Raw genomic sequence first — 18,652 nt, forward strand, 5'->3', positions numbered from 1 at the left:
GCAATAACATCAATAGAAACATTCCCAGAGCGTTTTACAGTACCCTTAAAATCCCTGAGCATGATAAGAATGATTCAAAGCACTTCGGCTGCTCATGCGAAAGCCTACTTCTCTGAGTCCCTGTCTAAGTCGGATTATTATATCAACGACCAAGAACTCAACGGGCATATTCAGGGAAAATTGGCTGAACGTTTAGGGATTAGCGGTATTGCCACCAAGGAAGCGTTTTTTGCCCTCTGTGAGAACGTGAACCCAGCGGATGGTACTCCGCTAACCCCCAGAAAAAGAGAGGAACGGACGACAGGCTATGACATTAATTTCCATTGCCCCAAATCTGTTTCCATCTTGCATTCCCTGTCCAAAGACAAGCATATCCTCGATGCTTTTCACGAAAGCGTAAAGGAAACCATGCAAGATATTGAAAAGGATAGCAAAACTCGCATCCGAAAAAACAATGTTTACGATGACCGAGATACCCAAGAACTGGTATGGGCTGATTTTGTCCATCAGACCGCCAGACCAGTAGAAGGTCATGCTCCTGACCCTCATTTACACGCACACTGCTTTGTCTTTAACGCTACATGGGATGAGCAAGAAAAACAAATCAAGGCTACTCAGTTCAGGGATATAAAACGAGACATGCCCTATTACCAGACGATGTTTCATAAACGGCTTTCTGATAAATTGATTAAACAGGGTTATCAAATCCGTCGAACGGAAAAGTCATTTGAAGTGGATGGCGTTCCAAAAAACGTTATTTCCCTATTTTCAAAACGCACGGATGAAATCGGTCGTATTGCCAAAGAGAAAGGCATTACGGATGTTGATGAATTAAGTTCGCTTGGAGCAAGAACCCGTTCAAAAAAGCAGACGGGTTTAAGCATGGCTGAATTAAAAGCTGAATGGAAACGACAAATCAAAGAATTGGATAAAAATGGACAAGAGGAAGGCGAACAAGGAAATATTCGCTTTGCTCCTGAAAAAGAAAAGACAGTTATCACCTCCAAGCAATGTGTTGATTATGCCCTTGAACATGGCTTTGAAAGGGCTTCTGTTTTACATGACCGACGTTTGCTGGAATCAGCTTATCGCCATAGCATCGGCGATGAATCCATTTCTATGGATGAAATCGACAAGCATTTTAAGGAGGATAATCGAATTCTTCGTGTAAAAGAACAGTCTAAAATTCTATGCACGACCCATGACACACTCAACGAAGAAAAGTGGATGGTCAAGCTGGCAAAGGAAGGAAAAGGGAAACTTAAACCCCTTTATACAAAAGCACCTGAACTTAAATTAAATGGACAACAGGCAGAAGCCGTTAGCCATGTGCTGACAACCACCAATCGGGTATCCATTATCCGTGGAGCAGCAGGAACAGGCAAAACGACCTTGATGCAAGAAGCCGTAGGCTTGATGGAAAAAGCTGGCAAGAAAGTAATAGTTGTTGCCCCGACCGCACAGGCTTCCCGTGGTGTCTTACGTGAGGAAGGCTTTGAAAAGGCAGAAACGGTTGCCAAGCTTTTGACCGACCAGAATATGCAGAAGCAATTATCCAATCAAGTTTTATGGGTGGATGAAGCTGGATTGCTTGGGACAAAAGATATGACCTCTTTGCTTGAGATAGCCAACAAACAAAATGCAAGACTTATTCTGGGTGGTGATACCAGACAGCATTCAAGTGTTGTCAGAGGAGATGCTTTGCGTATTCTGAATACTGTGGGTGGTATTAAAACCGCTGAGGTAAGTAAAATTTATCGTCAAAAAGATGAATATTATCGTTCAGCCGTAGAAGACCTATCCAAAGGCAATGTGAAAGATGCTTTTCAAAAACTCGATAGCATGGGTTCGGTAAAAAGCGTTTCACCGTTAAAGCCCAATGAAGAGTTGGTCAGTGACTATGTTGAAGCCCTTAAAAAAGGAAAATCTGCCTTGGTAGTTTCGCCAACCCATCAGCAAGGAGATGAAGTCACCGATGCTATCCGAAAGAAACTTAAATCGGAAGGGTTGATTGGTAAGAAGGAAATCAAAGCGACAAAATTGAATAGTCTTAATCTGACTGAGGCTCAAAAAAGTGATTGGAGAAACTTTGAAAAAGGGCAAATCATCCAATTCAATCAAAACAATGCCGGCATTAAAAGGGGTAGCCTTTGGACAGTGCAATCCAGTGCTGAAAGTGAAGTCATGATTAAGAATGAAAGCGGTCACACCGTTCCGCTTCCTATTCAAAAGAGTAGCGATTATGATATTTTCTCCAAAAGCGAAATGGCAATTGCCAAAGGTGATACAATCAGAATTACCCGCAATGGTTTTGACCAAGAGAAAAACAGGTTGAACAATGGGCAAATGCTGGAAGTGATTTCTGTGAGTAAAAAGGGAGATATTGTACTCCGCAATGCTATTAGCAAAGGAACGTATAAACTTAACCAGGATTACGGTCATATCTCCCATGCCCATTGTGTGACTTCCCATGCTTCACAAGGGAAAACAGTGGATGAAATCTTTATTTCTCAGCCAGCATCAACTTTTCCTGCAACGGATGCCAAGCAATTCTATGTTTCTGTATCCCGTGCCAGAAACCGTGCACACATTTACACAGATGATAAAGAGCAATTACTTTACCATGCCTCAGAGCTTGGTGAAAGACAATCTGCGATAGAGCTTGTTAGTAGGCAAAACAAAACCAATGAAATGGTTCATCATCAAATCAGAGATGAATTGAACCGCACTTCTCCAGAGCCAAATAAAACAAAACAAGCAGAAAAAGCTTCTCCAATAAAATCAAATTACGAAGATTATGAGCCAAGATTATAAACTACGTTACGACCAAATACGGGAAGGAGACCCGACAAAACCTAATACCCCTGCCCCAAAGAAAGATGAATCAATGGAGGTATATCAGACACCAAGCCATGCTCGTAACCTTTGTTTGGTATGGCTTGATGGCAAGAGAATGTTTTTCAATTACGCTTATTTAGTATCGGGGGAATATTCAGCAAATGGCGAAAAGAATATTATCCTGCTTCATTTCGCTTCTTATACCGTTCAACTGCAAGGGTACGGCTTAGAGTCTATTTTTATGAGTATTCTTGACCATGCCCCTAAAATAATCACCATGGTTGATGAAAGATATGTGGTGGATGGTATTGAGTCGGTGGTAACAGATATGCTGGTTGAAAGAAAAAATGAATAATTCTTTACCCTTGTATTGGGCTGATATTCATTTTAGTTTAACTATTTTATCCACTTTAAAAATCTTCAAAAAGTATTACTGCACAGATAATCAAAGTGATAGATGAGTAGGAATATTTTTTTACGAATATTAGGAATATTTTTTTGTTTTTTTTCGCAATTTATTATACTTTTGTAATAAGTAGTAAAGAAATTTATAAAATAACTTAAATAGTTTATTGATGAAAAGGAACATTATTAGTCTTGAGGAAGCAAGTATAATTTTAGAACCACATTATTCAAACATTGTAAATAGTATTGTTGGAGGATTTGAAGACTACCAAAAAATAAGCGAATTTGCTAACACACTAGGTAGACCTGTAACATTTGGAGGTTGTACAAAAGGTTCACTAATTCATGACCAAATTAGAGTTCGTATAACTGAGCAATACGAAGAAAGCAACCTATTTGAAGCTAGAAAATGGAATAATATTTTTGCTTTAAAGTTAGAAGATGATGTATTAATTCGCTTCAAAAAATTAGACAAAAACAAAGGAATAGCCAACTATCGAACTGAACAGCACATTAAATTTATGGCTCAATCTTTAATTGATGGGTTTCCAGACCAGCCAACTTTTTTATTTGCTGGTTACATTCCAGATAAAACATGGACATCAATTCGTGGGGTTTATATTGCTTGTTGGAATGGCAAAACAATTGAATGGTTTGATGAAATAGGCAAGTATTGTGTTAGACAACTTAACATTTTTGAAGAGCCAGCTACTGAAGAATTAGAAAAACGCTTTAGAGTTCGACTAAAAAACAAATTCAAAATACAGTCCGAGCAAAAAACTGGTACAAACGAATAACATTTATGAAAATAAGACCTGAAACTATTGTTCTTGCAAGAGAATCAAGAAGTTATACTCAAAAAGAACTTGCAAATCTTTTAGGTGTAGAGCAAGGGACTATTTCAAAGATTGAAAAAGGGTTATTAGAGCCAAGCGATAGTGTAATACAAAACATTTCCGATAAACTAGATTATCCACTTTCATTTTTTAGTGAGCCTTTAATTAGAGTTCAAGGGTTATACAGAATGAAGCTTAGCATGCCCGTTTCTAAATTTAAAGCTTGTGAAGCAAAAATGACAATTATAGAACGTCATTTTACAAAATTACACGATGCTGTTGAATTGCCAGACATCAATATCCCTTCATGGGATATTGACAAAAATGGTTCCCCAGAAATGGCTGCTATTTTTGTAAGAGAACGTTGGAGAATACCTAAAGGCAGAATAGATAATTTAACAAAAATATTAGAGGATAATGGAATCGTCATTATAATGCTTGATTTAGGAGACTTGGATGCTTTGAGTACATTCTCCGAAACACGACAGCCCCTTATTTTTCTTAATAAAAGAAGAACTTCGGATAGGCTTAGATATAATTTGGCTCATGAATTAGGTCATTTTGTTTTACATTGGGGACAGATAGTTTTGGAAGATAGAGACAAAGAGCAAGAAGCTAATGAATTTGCCAGTGAGTTTCTAATGCCTATGAGAGATATTGAGTCCCAGTTAACAAGACTTACTCAAGATAAAATTATTGAGTTAAAAAGGTATTGGAAAACATCAATGAAGGCTATTGTTAGAAAAGCATATACATTAGGGACATTGACAAAAGACCAATATTATTATCTAAATAAACAGTTTAACTACATGGGATATGCCAAAGGTGAGCCTGAGTTATTTCCAGCAGAGAAAGAAACATTATTCTCTGAAATCATCAGTATTTATATCAATGAACTAAACTACAGTAAAGAACAGCTATCTGAACTACTAAATACGAATGTATCAGAATTGGAATCTCTATATTTTGGAAAAACTTCAATTAAAGCAATGAACTCACTTAGAATACAAGCTTAAGAAGCTCCTTTTATAATATTTGAATTTGTAAGAAAAGCAATTACTCAGGAAATATTCGCTTCTCTTACAAATTCAATAATGCCTTATTATGAACTCCTCTTTTGTTAATTTCTCCTTGTCCCAAACCATTCAAAATCACGTTTGATAGTGATTTTATTATTGTAAATATCTCTACCAATTACCACCAATGAAAGGCTGGATAATTGAGTTCTTGCTTCATCAATATCTTCTTCAGGTTCGTCAGCTTCAAAAGTTGTTTCAAAAATTACAAGGTTGGACGATGGATAAATAACTGTACTAGCACTTTCACTTGTTCGAAGGTGTGCATAACTTCTTGGATTTAAAGTTAAGCAATCTGATATGACAGCGAACTTCTTACCATCTTTGATGTAAATTATCTTTTCAATTATCAGCGGACCGATACCGTTATTACTGATACGAACCCGAAGCGTTCTTTCTTTATCTCTAAAATCAATTTGCCCTAATGGTCGCAAAGATTTCTCATTGTGTACACGCTGTAAATAAAGTTGATAGAATGTCGCCAGCAATGCGAGCAGAGCAATGATTATCTCCAAGACACAAACTCCCTAAGTCAAATGAAATACTGAATTTAATTGACTATAGCAGGCTGGTAGTATTGAAGCAATTTTAATCGTTCCAAGGCTTGAAGCTCAAAATATAAAGGGATAAATTGATGATAAAGACTGCATTGTGGGTCTTTATCATCTTTGCGGTACACGGGGCATCCACTGGTACAAATATGTTTATATCGACATTTTTTACAATCTTCGGATTTCTTATCTTCGTCATGTTTGCCCATTTCTATCATTTCCACAAGGTCTTTCTGCTCATCGAAGATGGTGAAAGATGAAGGGCTTTCTTCCCCAAATTCCACATGACAATATTTAAGCGTACCATCCACGTAAATAGCCCCGCCAGAAAAACCAGAAGCGCAAGTCTGAAAACCTAAATCATTGGGTTTGAGGTCACAAAATTGAAAGCGTTTTGAAAAGCTCCATCCGACTTGAATTGCTTCTTGCATGATAGCAAAAGAAGCCTTCAAGTACTTTTCTAACTGAATAGCATCAATGTCTTCACCCTTTACAATAGAGTATCGAAAAGGCACATCCAAAGCGATAAGATAATGGGTTAATTCAGGCAAGCCAGCCAAATTTTGATTATTGATTACAGTGTTTACCGAAACTGGAATCTTTTGTGACAACAGCTTTCTCAGATTCCTATCAACCACAATGAAAGACCCCTTCCCTGACAAATATCTTCTGGTCATGTCATGCGTATCACCGACACCATCCAAAGAAACCCCAAAACTCAAGTTATATTCTTTAGAAAAGTCGATAATATCATCATTCAATAATGTCAGATTGGTAATGAAAGATACTTCTAAGCTACAACCGACTTCTAGCAAAGCCTGTTTTGCGTAAGGAATAAATTGTTTCCAGTTTCTGAATTGGCTTAGTGGTTCACCTCCTGCCAAGCGAAACTTTATTGATTTTAATTTGCGACGCTTTACTGTTTCAACCAGTTTATAAATTAACTGCTCCCTTACTGCATCAGTCATACCTTTGCTGGTATTGAGGGTTGAGATATAACAGTAGCTACATCCAAGATTACAAGTATCAGTTGTATGAATCCAAAAGTTTAGAGATTGGGGTTTATCAGGCTTTTGAGGTTGACTAAAACTCTTGTCAAAGCGAATAATTTCTGTACGTGATAAAAGATTTAAGTAAGCTACCAGAGCATCCTCGCTTAAAGAAAATAGACTGGCAATACTGCTTACATCAGATTGACCATCAATCGCTTTTAAAATATCGTACTGGGCTTTGTTCAGCAATCGAAACGAATTTGGAAAGGCACAATTAACAACGAAAGCGTAGTCTTCGTTAATTTGCTTGTGAAGTAATTGCGGTGCTTTTTGAGGTATCCATTTCATCATCTTCTTCGGTTGAGGTATATCCATCACAATCGCAATTTGCATTAAGAGATTTGCGTTTCAGTATTCCTTTTCCTAGTAGGTTTTCAAGTGTCCTGAAATCATCAAATAAAAGGCTTTGGGTATTTGTGAAAGCTGTCATGTTACGATTAAGTTTAAACGTTTACTTAAAATTACCACATTATCATCTTTCAAAAGAGGTATTTTGCTTGTATCTCACAAGTGAGATTATTGTTTTTTACTAGTTTCGTTTTACTTATCTTTGCCTATCACAGTTAATTGATAAGACATGGTACATCAAGGTCACAACGTAAAACGTATTAGAGAAATATTTGGTATTAAGCAGGAAGCCTTAGCTGTCTCTTTGGGACTAAGCCAACAAGCTGTTTCTCAGTTGGAACAAAAAGAAGTACTGGATACGGCAACATTAGAGAAGATTTCTAAAACTCTAGGTGTTTCTAGTGACGCAATCAAGAATTTTAATGAGCAATCCGCTGTAACAATTATATCAAGTACATTACATGATAATAGTGGAAGCGTGTTTCATAACCCTGTATTCAATCCCATTGAAAAATGGCTTGAGACTATCGAAGAAAACAAAAAGCTTTATGAAAGACTCTTACAGTCTGAAAAAGAAAAAGTAGAACTACTACAGAAACTGTTGAATAAATAGTCTAAAGATAATAGCATTCTTCACCAAAAGATAAAGATGGAAAATGTCTGGCTTCCAAAACACTTACGGCTGGAAACTCTTCTAGCAATTATATAATTTCGGCATGGCGACTTCTCTTAATCATCCTTGTAATTATAACATGCTAATTTATATTTGCAAGGATAAATACGTTAAATAATCTTTCCCAGTAGAAAACTCTATATATTACATTTCTGAGTTCCTTAATAAAAATCTGTTCAAGATTTCCCTGACCAGATTTCAGGTTTATGAAGCTTTATTCTTACGAACCTTACGCTAGAGCCTGTTGACTCTGGCGTAAACATGGTCTTGTACCCTTAAGGGTACAGCGAACTAATTTAAACTCACAGCTATTTTGTCTGCTTGAATAGCAAGTTCCAACACGTCATGAACGAGAAACGTATCTATCATAGACAGGGCATACTCTCGGTCAATTGGTAGCATATCGTTACTTAAGATAACTTTATCAATATAGAATTCTGGATTCCAAAGCTTGCGGATAATTTCAGGATGACGAGGCTCCATTCGTAACATAACCGTTTCAAAAACGCTTTTTGCCTTTTCAATGAACTCATCACGAACCTGCTTTTCTAGGGGAAGAGATGTAATTTTTACAACAGGTTTTGTAATCACCTGATGTGTACTTTCACTTTTTGTTACGAGTTTTTGGCTTGAGTTTAGTCGGTAATCTGTATAGAAGCTTTGATGTCCGTCCACATAAGCGAAAACTTGTTTGAAAATTTCCAACTTACCTTCGAGGTCGAAGGTGATATTGTTATCCAACTCAACATTGAAAATGTAGTCGTCCCATTCTTCAACGCTAACCTTGTGCATGTTGTCAAACAAAAGCTTTGCAAGTTCCAGTTCAATGTCTGAAGCTTTTAGCATCTCTGTCCATTTGCTAAATCCAACCCATTGAGCAATGATATGCTGAGCCTTCATCAGCGTAAAATTGTTTTCATCAATCTCATCATCTATGATAAGCCTATCAATATCGAAATACTTTGGGCTGTACTTGTACAGATACCTGCTCAATGCCGTATCAAAAGAGGATGTTTGGGTTTTGTAATCTTTGTGGAGATTTTTTGCCTGAAGCTTAAAGTAGTCAATTGGTTTCATAATACATACCTTATGTTGCCAAATTTATTATCTAAAAAGTTGAGCGTTCGTAGTCTTTTGGTTAGATAACAAACTTGGTCAGGTTTGCATGAAGTATCTATCTATTGGCTAATGAAATCTTTGCACGAACGAGCTGGCTTGCCAAAAAGCACAACCCATTATAGTGGTAATTCTAGAAAACACAAACAGAAAGTTGTCCAGCTCGCTTGACCTACTATTTGTTGCCAATAGTCTTTGCCACTAAATCAATATTTGTTTGCAGAATATTATAATCGGTCGCCAAGGTTCTCCAAGAATCCAGAGCGTGTCTTGTTCTTCCAATAATTTCATCTATGTGCTTTTGAGGTAGCTTGGCTTCTCTACCCAGTTTTACCAAATGGCTAATGGTAGGGTTTTTGCCTTCTCCCATCACCATCATGCTTTGTTCTCCATTCGGACCACTTGAGAAGGTGAGGTCATAGGCAGGGGATAGTTTCCATTCTCCATGATTATCCATCAGGAAACTGAAATTTTTGGCGTGGTCGTCCCTATTATGGGCAAGCACATTGAAAACGGCAAGCCGATACATTTTTTCTACTTCACGAATATCTTTGGTAATCGCTCCAGTTAAATTGAGCAAATCTTCATAATCCAGCGATGGGACTCTGAAATCACTATGCAACAACCCACTTGCCGTATGCATGTGAATTCGTTTGCCACCATCTCTGTCAAAACGTTTAACGGCGAAGTGACCAGCTCCTTTCTGTGATGGAAATAAATGCACTTCAGGCATCAGTACACCTGCTTCCTTTGCCATTAAGGCGTAAACATATTCAATCGCACCAGCATCGATACCATCTTGAGAATTCGTAAATTTAACCAGCCAAGGTTCAAGCCCTTCATCAAGCTTCCCTGCCCCATATATAATTTGCTGGAAATCTTCACTAACAGCAACAAGAGCTTTTGGACGGGCTCCAGCAGACGAACCATTTAAAGCGAGTAATTCCCTGATAACTTCTTCTGAGCTGCCTTGTAACACTTCCTGCGATTGCAAAGCCAGTTGGTCGAGATTTATTACTTCTTGAACCTCTGAGGGGCTATGGTCAGGTTCATAAACAAGCGCTCCCATGCCCGACAATCCGACATGAGCAAGACGGTCAAGTGGGGAAATGGTGGCTGGTAATACGCCTTGCGACCTCAGCAATCGGTCGAAAAGCAATCGCCCCCAACCGTCTGGGAGACTATCACTAAAAACACCTGCCAATCCTTCAAACGGTCGTTGCGGTAATGCTGAAACGCCCTTTTTCAGTGGCAGGCGAAACGGGGATATTTGTATGCCTGTTTTTATGAACTCATCATCATATTCAAAATAAATAATGTGGTCACGTACTGCCAAGCGTCCTACTTGTTGTATGGCTGTTCCAAAGTCTAAGCCGACCTTGATTTCTGTAGTGGGCTTAATCATTTTTTCCATCCTCTTTTTCGGGATGCGTTATCCGTATCTTTCAATACATCATCAATAGAGTTGAATGTTGGTTTTGATGGTTTAAGGATATTGAGGAGTTCTTCCACTTCCCCAACCACCATCAGAAGTTTCAAAAAGGATTCCAGCGAAATAGCCCCTTTTTGTTCAAATTTTCGCAAAGTTGCCAGAGGAACACCAGACCGTTCGGCAAGACCCTCTTGGGTAAGTTCCATGGATAACCGTCTTGCCCGAATATTTTCAGCAATTTTTAACTGTGCTTTCGAAGCTGATATAAGTGATAACATAGTAGTACTTTATAAGTTAATACAGTTAATACTAACACTATAGTATTACAAATGTAATAAAATTCAAGAGGAAAATATACCTTTTTTTCCTCTTATATCGCCTATTACTGAAAATAAATCATCTTACCTAAAGCTTGATTATAGTCACCATTGGAAAAGGTATTTCAATAGCTTTATTCGGTTATTTTCTGTTAGGAGGCTAAATACAAGAAATCCGAAATGCTCAAAATGAGGCAAAATAACAGCAAAAAATCTGGTCAAAGTTTCCCTTGACCAGATTAGATTTTAATTTATCAGGCTTTGTTCTTACGAACTGTCAGGGCGACTTTCTGTCCCAGACTGTCGAGCGATAGGTTAAGCCCTTCTCCGTCGGTGTGTTCCCATGCAACGCCAGCTTTAATCCATTCAGCTTTTGCATCGTCTCCATTGTGTTTTAGGAAATATACTGTGTGGGTTGGCATTTTAGGGTTGGTTTCCTTTTGGTTAGACATCATCAAATCTCCTTTCTTTGTTGTTGATGATAGAAGCTTACAAAGCGAATAAGGGGTGAAAGCTCCCCGAAGGAAAAAAATCGTAGCTCGCTATCTATTTTTTTCCGAAGTCGTTAGAGCCTTTTATCGTAGTAAAAGGAGGGATAAGCGTCGTCACAACCGTTGAAGCTAGGCTTCTATCAATCATTCAACCGACAAAGAAATTAGTGATTTGATTGGACTAACAAACGCTAAACCCTAAATGCCCCCTCAAGAAGGAGTAAACTTTTCAGGAGATTGCAAACCATGAATGTATTCAACAGCCTTTTGTGCATGGGATGCTGCTGAGAAGATGAATCGCTTATCATCTTTTAGGACTTTCAACCATGACTGGATATAAGCTGCATGTTCTTCTTCTGGCATAGGTTCAAAACCTAAATCTGCTGCTAAGAAACAAGCTCCCAATTCAGCCACAAGTTCTTCTTTCGCATAGCCTTCATCAGCATGATGCTTGCGTCCCAAATCACGATTTAAGCGTTTTGGATGTTTCGTCCAATGGGTAAGCTCATGGGCTAAAGTCGCATAATAGCTGGGAGCATCAATAAAACTTTCAAACGGTGGCATTTGAATGTTGTCCAAACCCTGATTGTAGGAAGCCTTTTTGCCAGTATAAATATCTGCTTTGGTTTGGGCAAAGAAGGTTTCAAGCTCTTCTATACGCTGTTGCGGATTAGTGATGACAGGTTCTGGAATTTGATAGAATACTTCTGGTAAGCTATCTATCTGGGCGACATTGAAGACAGTGTAGGATTTCAAGAAAGGAATTTTAGTGACTTTGGATTCACCTTCTGCTTCATCTTCTTTGAATATATGGTCGGCATAGACAACCTGAGTCCCCTTTTCTCCTTTTCTTACCGTTGCTTTCATGTCAATTGCTTGTTTGAAAGTCATCCAGTGCGGATAAACATATCCTTTTTCTGCGGAAGTTCCCCAAAGCATCAGCGTATTGATACCAGTATAAGGAATATTATTCCAGCGAAGCGGACGGGTGATTTGTCCAGCAAGATGCTCTGAGTTCCACGGTTTACGCCATGTCAGATTGCCTTTTTCTAAATCTGCAAGGATTTTATTGGTCACTCTTGCATAAATATCATTTTGAGATGGGGTTTCATTAGTCAACTTAGCCTCCTTTGATAAGCGTTTGGAAGGTTTTCTGTTTGGTTTTTTTGTTGAAGCATTCATTTTCAATTCTCCGTAAGTAAGGATGACGGGGATTGATAGACCTGAAGTTAAAGCGAATGAACCAGCAAGAATTTTGGTTGGGCGGGGAATGCGAAGCAGGCGAAAATTATTGTTGGTGGAATGAGTGCTTCAGGTAAATCTCCGTCCTTGAATCCTTAGTTTCATCAGGAAGAATTGATAATGAATACCAAAAATCAAGCAGAAAAAAGGAGAAAAAATCCCAAAGTACTATCAGGCTAAATGAAACCAAGCTCACCTGGGCATAAGTGACTTATCTTCAAAAGAGGCATATCCATCAGCGGTAATAATTAAGTGGTCGAGCACTCTTATTCCCAGAAAGTCGCTCGCTTGTATAACTCTCTTTGTCAGTTCAATATCTGATTGGCTTTCCTTTAGATTTCCAGAAGGATGATTATGTGCTAAGACAATTGCCGAAGCATTTGCTTTCAAAGCCGTCATAAAAATCAACTTAGGGTCAATAAGGCAATAGTCAGTTCCACCACTTGCTATTTCAGAAATACCTAAGCAAGCGTTTTTTCTATCAAGTAGCAATATTTTGAACTGTTCCAATAGTTCTATCTTGCTATCGTCCCAAGTCTTTCTAAGGATTTCATAAGCATCGAACGAATGAGTGATTAGGGGTCTATCTTTTGCTTTAATTTTGCTTCGATACACCAATTCTATTTCAGCTACTTTGAAAAGTTGAAGCATTTCTTTTTTGTCATTCATACCCTACTCCTACAATCCAAGAGTTTTCATGTGCCAAGCATTTACGTCTTTATGAGCTTGGTACACTTTATTCATTTTGACTTGTTTGAGCGAAGATTCTGATTTGAGAAAATCAGCAAGCACTTCACTCCCTTTCGTGCCGGCATTGTCGTTATCGAACCATGTATAATAAAAACGATAACCGTAATTCTGAATGTAAGGCAAAGCCTGTTTTATGCAGGACAAAGAATTCAGGATGATGGTATCGCCTTTGATTTTCTTGCCATTGAGCTGTGTGACAACCGACAGGTAATCCATGAATCCTTCAAAAAGATGGATGCCTTCTGGTTTTGGGTTTGTGCCACGAATAAAAGAAATCGCTTTGGGTCTTAGACAGCCTTTGAAAAAAGGATTCCTCAGTTCAAAGCCACCTTCTTCATTAGGAAATCCCAAAGCATAAAAGCTTTTGTTCGTTCGCTTGTTCTGAACATGAAGTTCTTTGAGAAATTGCTTTGCCAGATTGAGAGGAATACCTCTTTTTTCAAGATAGTGAATCAACCCTAAATGGTTGATTGATTTTTTGGATTTTAAAATGAGTGAAGAGTCTTCTTCTTGATTATTCTCTGCTTGCAATTCAGGAATGAAAGAAATATCAGGCGTGTACTGGTACTGATATATATTTTTAATCCATCGAAGAGCATCAGAAGTAGTGTGGTCTTCATTCCTGCTTTCGAGATAATAGCGACCAAAAGAAATCAAATCGCCACCAATACCTAAGCCGTGGTCGTACCAGAGATTATGTTCAATATTTACAAAGAAGCTGGGCGTTTTCTCAATTCTGAGAGGAGATAAATAGCAATATTCTTTCTTGCTAACCTTCTTTGGTAAAACATTAAGCTTGCACAGTATTTCGGAAATAGGTATATGTTTAGCCAGTTCTATATTCATTGTGACCCTCTAAGAGAACAGTGATATTGAGCTAGGGTAAGAAGAGTTTTCGCAGAACTTTTCTTACCCGCCCCTTAACGACAAAGCTGTCGTTCTATAAATTCATTCAATGAAGAAAGACGATATCTGACCGACCTGCCGACCTTAAGAGGACGTAAATCATAGCGTTTGGTGCAATCCCAAACGGCTAAGGTGCCGACGGTCACTCGGAGATAACGGGCTGCTGCTTTTCGGTCGAGTAATGGTTCAAGAATTGGGATTGGCTTATTTGGCATTCAACTTCCCTTCTAATGAAATAAATAATCAGCACCAGAAATATCAGAACGTTTCTGATACTGACGGATTGATAAAGGAATTCATTCTGATGAGTCAATACAATCGAAGATTGATTAATGAATGATAAACTTGGGAAATGTTGAAAAAGGAAATATGAAAGATGAGATACTTCTAGTACAGAAACTCTCTAAGGTATAATATTGATTTTCAACCTCTAACATAAATATTCTTCCTTTAATCATTTTTGCTACCAGAGCAAATAATCATATTTAATGTACCAGAAGAAAAATAGTTTGGAAGTGGTCTTGACTTGAGCATCTCTTTAATTTCAGACAACACTTTTCCTATTTGCATTTGTAATTTAGAATCAGCACCCCCGATATGAGCAAAGTATCTATCCTCCTCTGTTATGCTAAGCTCCTCTTCTACATTAATCCCACTAGTAAACTGGAGTCTATCATTTTGAAAAGAACAAATGTTGTTGAATTTAAGTTGTTCAAATAACCCAGGGAGGTACATTCCTATATCATTATCTCCTAACTTCAAGAGACGTTTACCTTCATGCAGTCTTGACCAAAATTCATATAAAACAACTCTGTGCCTTATATCAATCTCCGAGGTTAGAGAACTTACCTCCAATCTATTGAATAAATTGATTGGCTCTACGCAAATAACTATACCAGTTGGTTTTATTAACCTTTTCATTTCAGAAAGGCACTTTAATGGATTATGCAGATGCATCAAAACTGTCTGACATGTCACTATATCAAAACTATTAGAAGGTAAGGGAATATCATGAGCATCAGCCTTAATAAATTTAAATTTATCGCTTAACTCGTTGGGAAAGGAATTAGAAAATATATTCTTTGACTCATCTAACCATTTCTGTTCAATATCTAGTCCTGTGAAAGTAAAGGATGGTTCAACATATTTAAGCAACATTCTCGACCAATGCCCAAGACCAAGACCTACATCTAACATTGAATTGTAATCTTTAAGCCCCCATCTTTGTGCTAAAAGACTTACAAAGTCTTCATTCCACCAAAGATTCCTTGATTGATAAAGAACATCACTAGAATGAGCTTTAATAGTAGTAGTCATTTCAAAATATCCTCATATTTGAATGTTGCTTGACTTGATAAATCAATTTGCCTTATACTCGCATCTACTAAATCCAATATCTGATAAAATCTTTCTGTAACCAAGTCTTTCTTTTCATCTTTTAAAAGCTGGTTTAAACTATCAATTGTTTTTCTGCAACTGTCAATCATAACACTTGTTGAAGGATGAACAATTGGATTTAAAGGCTCACCAGTTTCAATACGAAAATTGATAACTTCATGAGCAACAACTAGACTGTGTATAACTTTATCTAGAGGTCGATTCCTACCCAAAATTGCCGATAATGCGTAATTTTCCTTTTGTGCAATCAATGAGAAATCTTTATAATGTTTGTAGCACATTTCATCTAAAAAAAGAAGATTGTGCGTTAATTCATGAACTAAAAACTCAGCAATGTCTAAATCTGTCCAAGCCTTTCGATTACAACACCAAATAACACCTTTGGCATCAGAAATAGAACCACCACCCGAGTCTAAAGACCTTGAATAAAATATAGTGTGTATTACGAGATGAAAAAAATCATGAATAACGTCATTAGTATCATGAATGATATTAAGTGCCGCTGATACTCTTTCTAATGCTAACCTCATACTCTCGATGGGCGTATCATCAAGTATTTTAGCTGAAATATCAGTAATATCACATTCTTGTGATAAACAATTAGTCAGACTTTGTATTCGTTGGGTGTTGTAACAAAATAGAGGCTCATTGTCATCTGCAATGAGCCCATCAGCAGAGTTTTTGCGCAAAAACTGTAAGTACGCCTTTCTTAAAGACTGAATACTATTTATATCTTTCGTAACAGTTTTGCTTAATAAAATAAGTGTTTTTAAAACACCTTCTTTTCCTATTAGATAAAGCATAATTAAATTTAATAAATATCTTTTTCTAAACTATTATAGGTTCTCATTACTAATCTTACACCACCTCTACCTTCTGTAATAGACTTATATTGACTATTTACATTATCTACCACTAATGAAGTTTTAGCAACATCAGTCTCTTCTATTGATTGTAATAAATTCTCAAAATCTTTTTCTAAAGATATTGATTCATAAGTATTTAGCACATTTTCCATTTTCTTGTTTTTTATTTTAAAAATACAAAAAACTTATTAACAATCAAATAATTATTAAAAAAAATACATGTTTTTTTTTAAATTAAACCATCTTCCGATTTATAGTAAAAAATTAAGGCAGAAAATGGTCAAATTTTAAACTGACACAGTTGGATGAGCAGCCCCTTTAGGCTAAGGTATCTATCTTAAATATAAACCAAAATAAACATTTAAGTAGTTTTTTTTATACTTTCCCAAAATTCTAACAACACTAAAAAATATGTCTAATTCTAATCACTTCAATTTTAAATATACTTTCTATTAATCTTTCTGATTGTGAGAATACTATTCTTATCAGGTTTACATTAACTCTTATTTTATGAATCTGAGCAACAGCTTATTGTCAAGTTTTTTACACATAAAACTTGATATTTTTGCTTAAATCATGGTATATTTACTGCATGATGACTATTTCAAAGCAAATATCCCAACAGATAAATCAATTCCCAGAAGACATTCTCTTTGGGTATAAGGAATTGAATATCAATCAGCAGGATTATACCACTGCTGCAAAAGCTTTGGAACGCCTACTGAAAAAAGGAGTTATCAAGAAAATCTCTAAGGGAAAATTCTTCAAACCTAAAATGACCATATTTGGTGAGAAGAAACCAAGCGAAGAGCAAATACTAAAACCATATTTATATAATGAAGGTAAGAGAGTAGCCTATATTACGGGTACTTATTTCTACAACCAACTGGGCTTAACCACACAAATTCCATCAACTATCAGAATTGCCAGTCGAGATAAGAGCATTACCATCAAAACACTTTCGGTAAAGGCGAGTCCTGCCAAAAGCTATGTTGATGTCACCGAAGAGAACTATCAGATTTTAGGCTTTCTTGATGCGATTAAAGATTTAAAGCAAATCCCCGATATTGATGTTACCTTAGCCCTTACAGTTTTTCAGACGAGAATTAAACAACTCAATGAAAAACAGACTCAGGGTATGGTAGAATATGCCTTAGCTTATCCTTCACGAGTAAGAGCCTTGCTTGGGGCAATTCTTGAAGCAATGTGCATAAAGACCAATATTGAGATTCTAAGAAAATCACTTAACCCCCTTTCCTCTTATAAGCTTGGCATTAGTACGAACATTTTACCAACAGCACCCAACTGGAACATTCAATGAAACTTCACACTGACATAGAACTATTCAAGGATGCGGTTACTATCACTGCACAAATGCTTTCTTTACCAGAAATTTATGTGGAAAAAGACTATTGGGTAACTCTGGCTATACATCAAATTTTCACTAGTGATGTTTCAGAGCTTACCATTTTAAAAGGTGGAACAGCCTTAGCCAAAACCTTTTCGTTCATCAACCGATTTTCTGAGGATATAGATTTGGTTGCTTTAAGAAGTTCAGAGGATAGCCCTAACAAACTAAAAGCTCGTTTAAAGAAAATCACTGAATCAATTATCGACCTAATGCCTGAAATTGAGGTTGACGGAATTACCAATAAAAAAGGACTTATCCGAAAAACGGCTCACTCATATTCCAAGGCATTCAGTGGAGAGTTCGGACAAGTAAGAGATATGATTATATTGGAAGCAAGCTGGCTTGGTTCTTATGAACCTTATCAAAAAGGCAAGATTAGTTCCATGATTTACGGTATGATGGTTGAGCGAAAGCAAGAAGAAATTGCCAAACAATATGGTTTACTTCCTTTTGATGTCATGGTTTTATCTCCAACCAGAACCTTGTGTGAAAAAATCATGAGCTTGGTTCGTTTTTCCTATACTCAAACGCCCATAGAAGACCTAAAGAAGAAAATTCGTCATACTTATGATTTGCACCAGCTTCTGCAAGAAGTGGATATAAAAGCATTTTTTGAATCAGAAATGTTTGATGAAATGATGATAAAAGTAGCTCAAGACGATAAGGTAAGTTTTAAGAATAATAACGACTGGCTTCAATTTCACCCAAGTGAAGCATTACTTTTTAGAGATTTAGATAATGTATGGGCAGAATTGAAACAAACCTATAATGGCAGTTTCAAAGCCCTTGTATATGGCTCGCTTCCTAAAGATGATTTAGTTTTAGAAACACTCAGAAAGATAAAGAATAGACTGGATTTATTAGAGTGGAACATACCTGAAAAACTTTAGAGGAATCTAGCTCCTTCAATGTTTTCATTGTCATGGGAAACAACATAAATGTCC

21 protein-coding genes are annotated in these 18,652 nt (G+C 37.0%); 7 read left to right on the top strand and 14 right to left on the bottom strand.

Features of this window, described 5'->3' with window-relative positions; translation table 11 throughout:
• Positions 1 to 60 precede the first annotated feature (60 nt).
• The 4 genes from mobF (at position 61) to ABID42_RS02730 (ending at position 5,095) form a co-directional block, all read left to right on the top strand.
• Positions 61 to 2,814, top strand: a complete 2,754-nt coding sequence (mobF, locus tag ABID42_RS02715) for a MobF family relaxase (protein ID WP_367282328.1) — start codon at positions 61 to 63, stop codon at positions 2,812 to 2,814.
• Positions 2,798 to 3,193 (top strand): hypothetical protein, encoded by a 396-nt coding sequence (locus ABID42_RS02720; RefSeq protein WP_367282329.1) that lies wholly within the window; start codon positions 2,798 to 2,800, stop codon positions 3,191 to 3,193. Before mobF ends, ABID42_RS02720 begins: the two co-directional genes overlap by 17 nt.
• Positions 3,194 to 3,413: 220 nt before the next feature.
• Entirely contained in the window at positions 3,414 to 4,040 is a 627-nt protein-coding gene (locus ABID42_RS02725) for a hypothetical protein (RefSeq protein WP_367282330.1), read from the top strand.
• A 5-nt stretch (positions 4,041 to 4,045) separates the two neighbouring features.
• Entirely contained in the window at positions 4,046 to 5,095 is a 1,050-nt protein-coding gene (locus ABID42_RS02730; RefSeq protein ID WP_367282331.1) for a helix-turn-helix domain-containing protein, read from the top strand.
• Between the two features lie 104 nt (positions 5,096 to 5,199).
• Here ABID42_RS02730 and ABID42_RS02735 read toward each other — a convergent pair whose 3' ends face one another.
• From ABID42_RS02735 to ABID42_RS02745, 3 genes are all read right to left on the bottom strand, one after another.
• Positions 5,200 to 5,643, bottom strand: a complete 444-nt coding sequence (locus tag ABID42_RS02735) for a hypothetical protein (protein WP_367282332.1) — start codon at positions 5,641 to 5,643, stop codon at positions 5,200 to 5,202.
• A gap of 62 nt (positions 5,644 to 5,705) precedes the next feature.
• Positions 5,706 to 7,049: a radical SAM/SPASM domain-containing protein gene (locus ABID42_RS02740; RefSeq protein WP_367282333.1), complete on the bottom strand. Its 1,344-nt coding sequence runs from the start codon at positions 7,047 to 7,049 to the stop codon at positions 5,706 to 5,708.
• Positions 6,997 to 7,188, bottom strand: coding sequence for a hypothetical protein (locus ABID42_RS02745; protein ID WP_367282334.1), 192 nt, complete (start codon positions 7,186 to 7,188; stop codon positions 6,997 to 6,999). Before ABID42_RS02745 ends, ABID42_RS02740 begins: the two co-directional genes overlap by 53 nt.
• Positions 7,189 to 7,335: 147 nt before the next feature.
• Here ABID42_RS02745 and ABID42_RS02750 point away from each other — a divergent pair, with 147 nt between their 5' ends.
• Entirely contained in the window at positions 7,336 to 7,719 is a 384-nt protein-coding gene (locus ABID42_RS02750; protein WP_367282335.1) for a helix-turn-helix domain-containing protein, read from the top strand.
• Between the two features lie 351 nt (positions 7,720 to 8,070).
• Here ABID42_RS02750 and ABID42_RS02755 read toward each other — a convergent pair whose 3' ends face one another.
• The 11 genes from ABID42_RS02755 to ABID42_RS02805 all read right to left on the bottom strand — a co-directional run bounded on the left by ABID42_RS02755 (position 8,071) and on the right by ABID42_RS02805 (position 16,449).
• Complete coding sequence (locus ABID42_RS02755) at positions 8,071 to 8,856, bottom strand: hypothetical protein (protein ID WP_367282336.1); 786 nt, start codon at positions 8,854 to 8,856, stop codon at positions 8,071 to 8,073.
• A gap of 214 nt (positions 8,857 to 9,070) precedes the next feature.
• Positions 9,071 to 10,309 (bottom strand): type II toxin-antitoxin system HipA family toxin, encoded by a 1,239-nt coding sequence (locus ABID42_RS02760; protein ID WP_367282337.1) that lies wholly within the window; start codon positions 10,307 to 10,309, stop codon positions 9,071 to 9,073.
• The gene (locus tag ABID42_RS02765) at positions 10,297 to 10,605 is read right to left on the bottom strand and encodes a helix-turn-helix domain-containing protein (RefSeq protein ID WP_367282338.1); all 309 of its coding nucleotides are present in this window, start codon (positions 10,603 to 10,605) and stop codon (positions 10,297 to 10,299) included. The genes ABID42_RS02760 and ABID42_RS02765 overlap by 13 nt, the downstream gene beginning before the upstream one ends.
• 293 nt (positions 10,606 to 10,898) lie before the next feature.
• A complete protein-coding gene (locus ABID42_RS02770; protein WP_367282339.1) occupies positions 10,899 to 11,066 on the bottom strand; it encodes a hypothetical protein in 168 nt (55 codons plus the stop codon).
• Between the two features lie 279 nt (positions 11,067 to 11,345).
• Entirely contained in the window at positions 11,346 to 12,317 is a 972-nt protein-coding gene (locus tag ABID42_RS02775; protein ID WP_367282340.1) for an ArdC family protein, read from the bottom strand.
• A gap of 252 nt (positions 12,318 to 12,569) precedes the next feature.
• Positions 12,570 to 13,028 (bottom strand): JAB domain-containing protein, encoded by a 459-nt coding sequence (locus ABID42_RS02780; protein WP_367282341.1) that lies wholly within the window; start codon positions 13,026 to 13,028, stop codon positions 12,570 to 12,572.
• A gap of 27 nt (positions 13,029 to 13,055) precedes the next feature.
• Positions 13,056 to 13,973: a DUF8464 domain-containing protein gene (locus tag ABID42_RS02785; RefSeq protein WP_367282342.1), complete on the bottom strand. Its 918-nt coding sequence runs from the start codon at positions 13,971 to 13,973 to the stop codon at positions 13,056 to 13,058.
• A gap of 74 nt (positions 13,974 to 14,047) precedes the next feature.
• Positions 14,048 to 14,248: a helix-turn-helix domain-containing protein gene (locus ABID42_RS02790; RefSeq protein ID WP_367282343.1), complete on the bottom strand. Its 201-nt coding sequence runs from the start codon at positions 14,246 to 14,248 to the stop codon at positions 14,048 to 14,050.
• 235 nt (positions 14,249 to 14,483) lie between these two features.
• Positions 14,484 to 15,350 carry a class I SAM-dependent methyltransferase gene (locus ABID42_RS02795; RefSeq protein WP_367282344.1) on the bottom strand — a complete coding sequence of 289 codons (867 nt, stop codon included), beginning with the start codon at positions 15,348 to 15,350 and terminating at the stop codon, positions 14,484 to 14,486.
• Positions 15,347 to 16,234: an aKG-HExxH-type peptide beta-hydroxylase gene (locus ABID42_RS02800; RefSeq protein WP_367282345.1), complete on the bottom strand. Its 888-nt coding sequence runs from the start codon at positions 16,232 to 16,234 to the stop codon at positions 15,347 to 15,349. Before ABID42_RS02800 ends, ABID42_RS02795 begins: the two co-directional genes overlap by 4 nt.
• An 8-nt stretch (positions 16,235 to 16,242) precedes the next feature.
• Positions 16,243 to 16,449 (bottom strand): hypothetical protein, encoded by a 207-nt coding sequence (locus ABID42_RS02805; protein WP_367282346.1) that lies wholly within the window; start codon positions 16,447 to 16,449, stop codon positions 16,243 to 16,245.
• A 440-nt stretch (positions 16,450 to 16,889) separates the two neighbouring features.
• Here ABID42_RS02805 and ABID42_RS02810 point away from each other — a divergent pair, with 440 nt between their 5' ends.
• Together ABID42_RS02810 and ABID42_RS02815 are read left to right on the top strand one after the other, a co-directional pair.
• Entirely contained in the window at positions 16,890 to 17,618 is a 729-nt protein-coding gene (locus tag ABID42_RS02810) for a DUF6088 family protein (protein ID WP_367282347.1), read from the top strand.
• Complete coding sequence (locus ABID42_RS02815) at positions 17,615 to 18,598, top strand: nucleotidyl transferase AbiEii/AbiGii toxin family protein (protein WP_367282348.1); 984 nt, start codon at positions 17,615 to 17,617, stop codon at positions 18,596 to 18,598. Before ABID42_RS02810 ends, ABID42_RS02815 begins: the two co-directional genes overlap by 4 nt.
• The last annotated feature ends 54 nt before the right edge of the window (positions 18,599 to 18,652 follow it).

The sequence above is a fragment of the Arcicella rosea genome, from assembly GCF_040543805.1.
Classification (GTDB): domain Bacteria; phylum Bacteroidota; class Bacteroidia; order Cytophagales; family Spirosomataceae; genus Arcicella; species Arcicella rosea.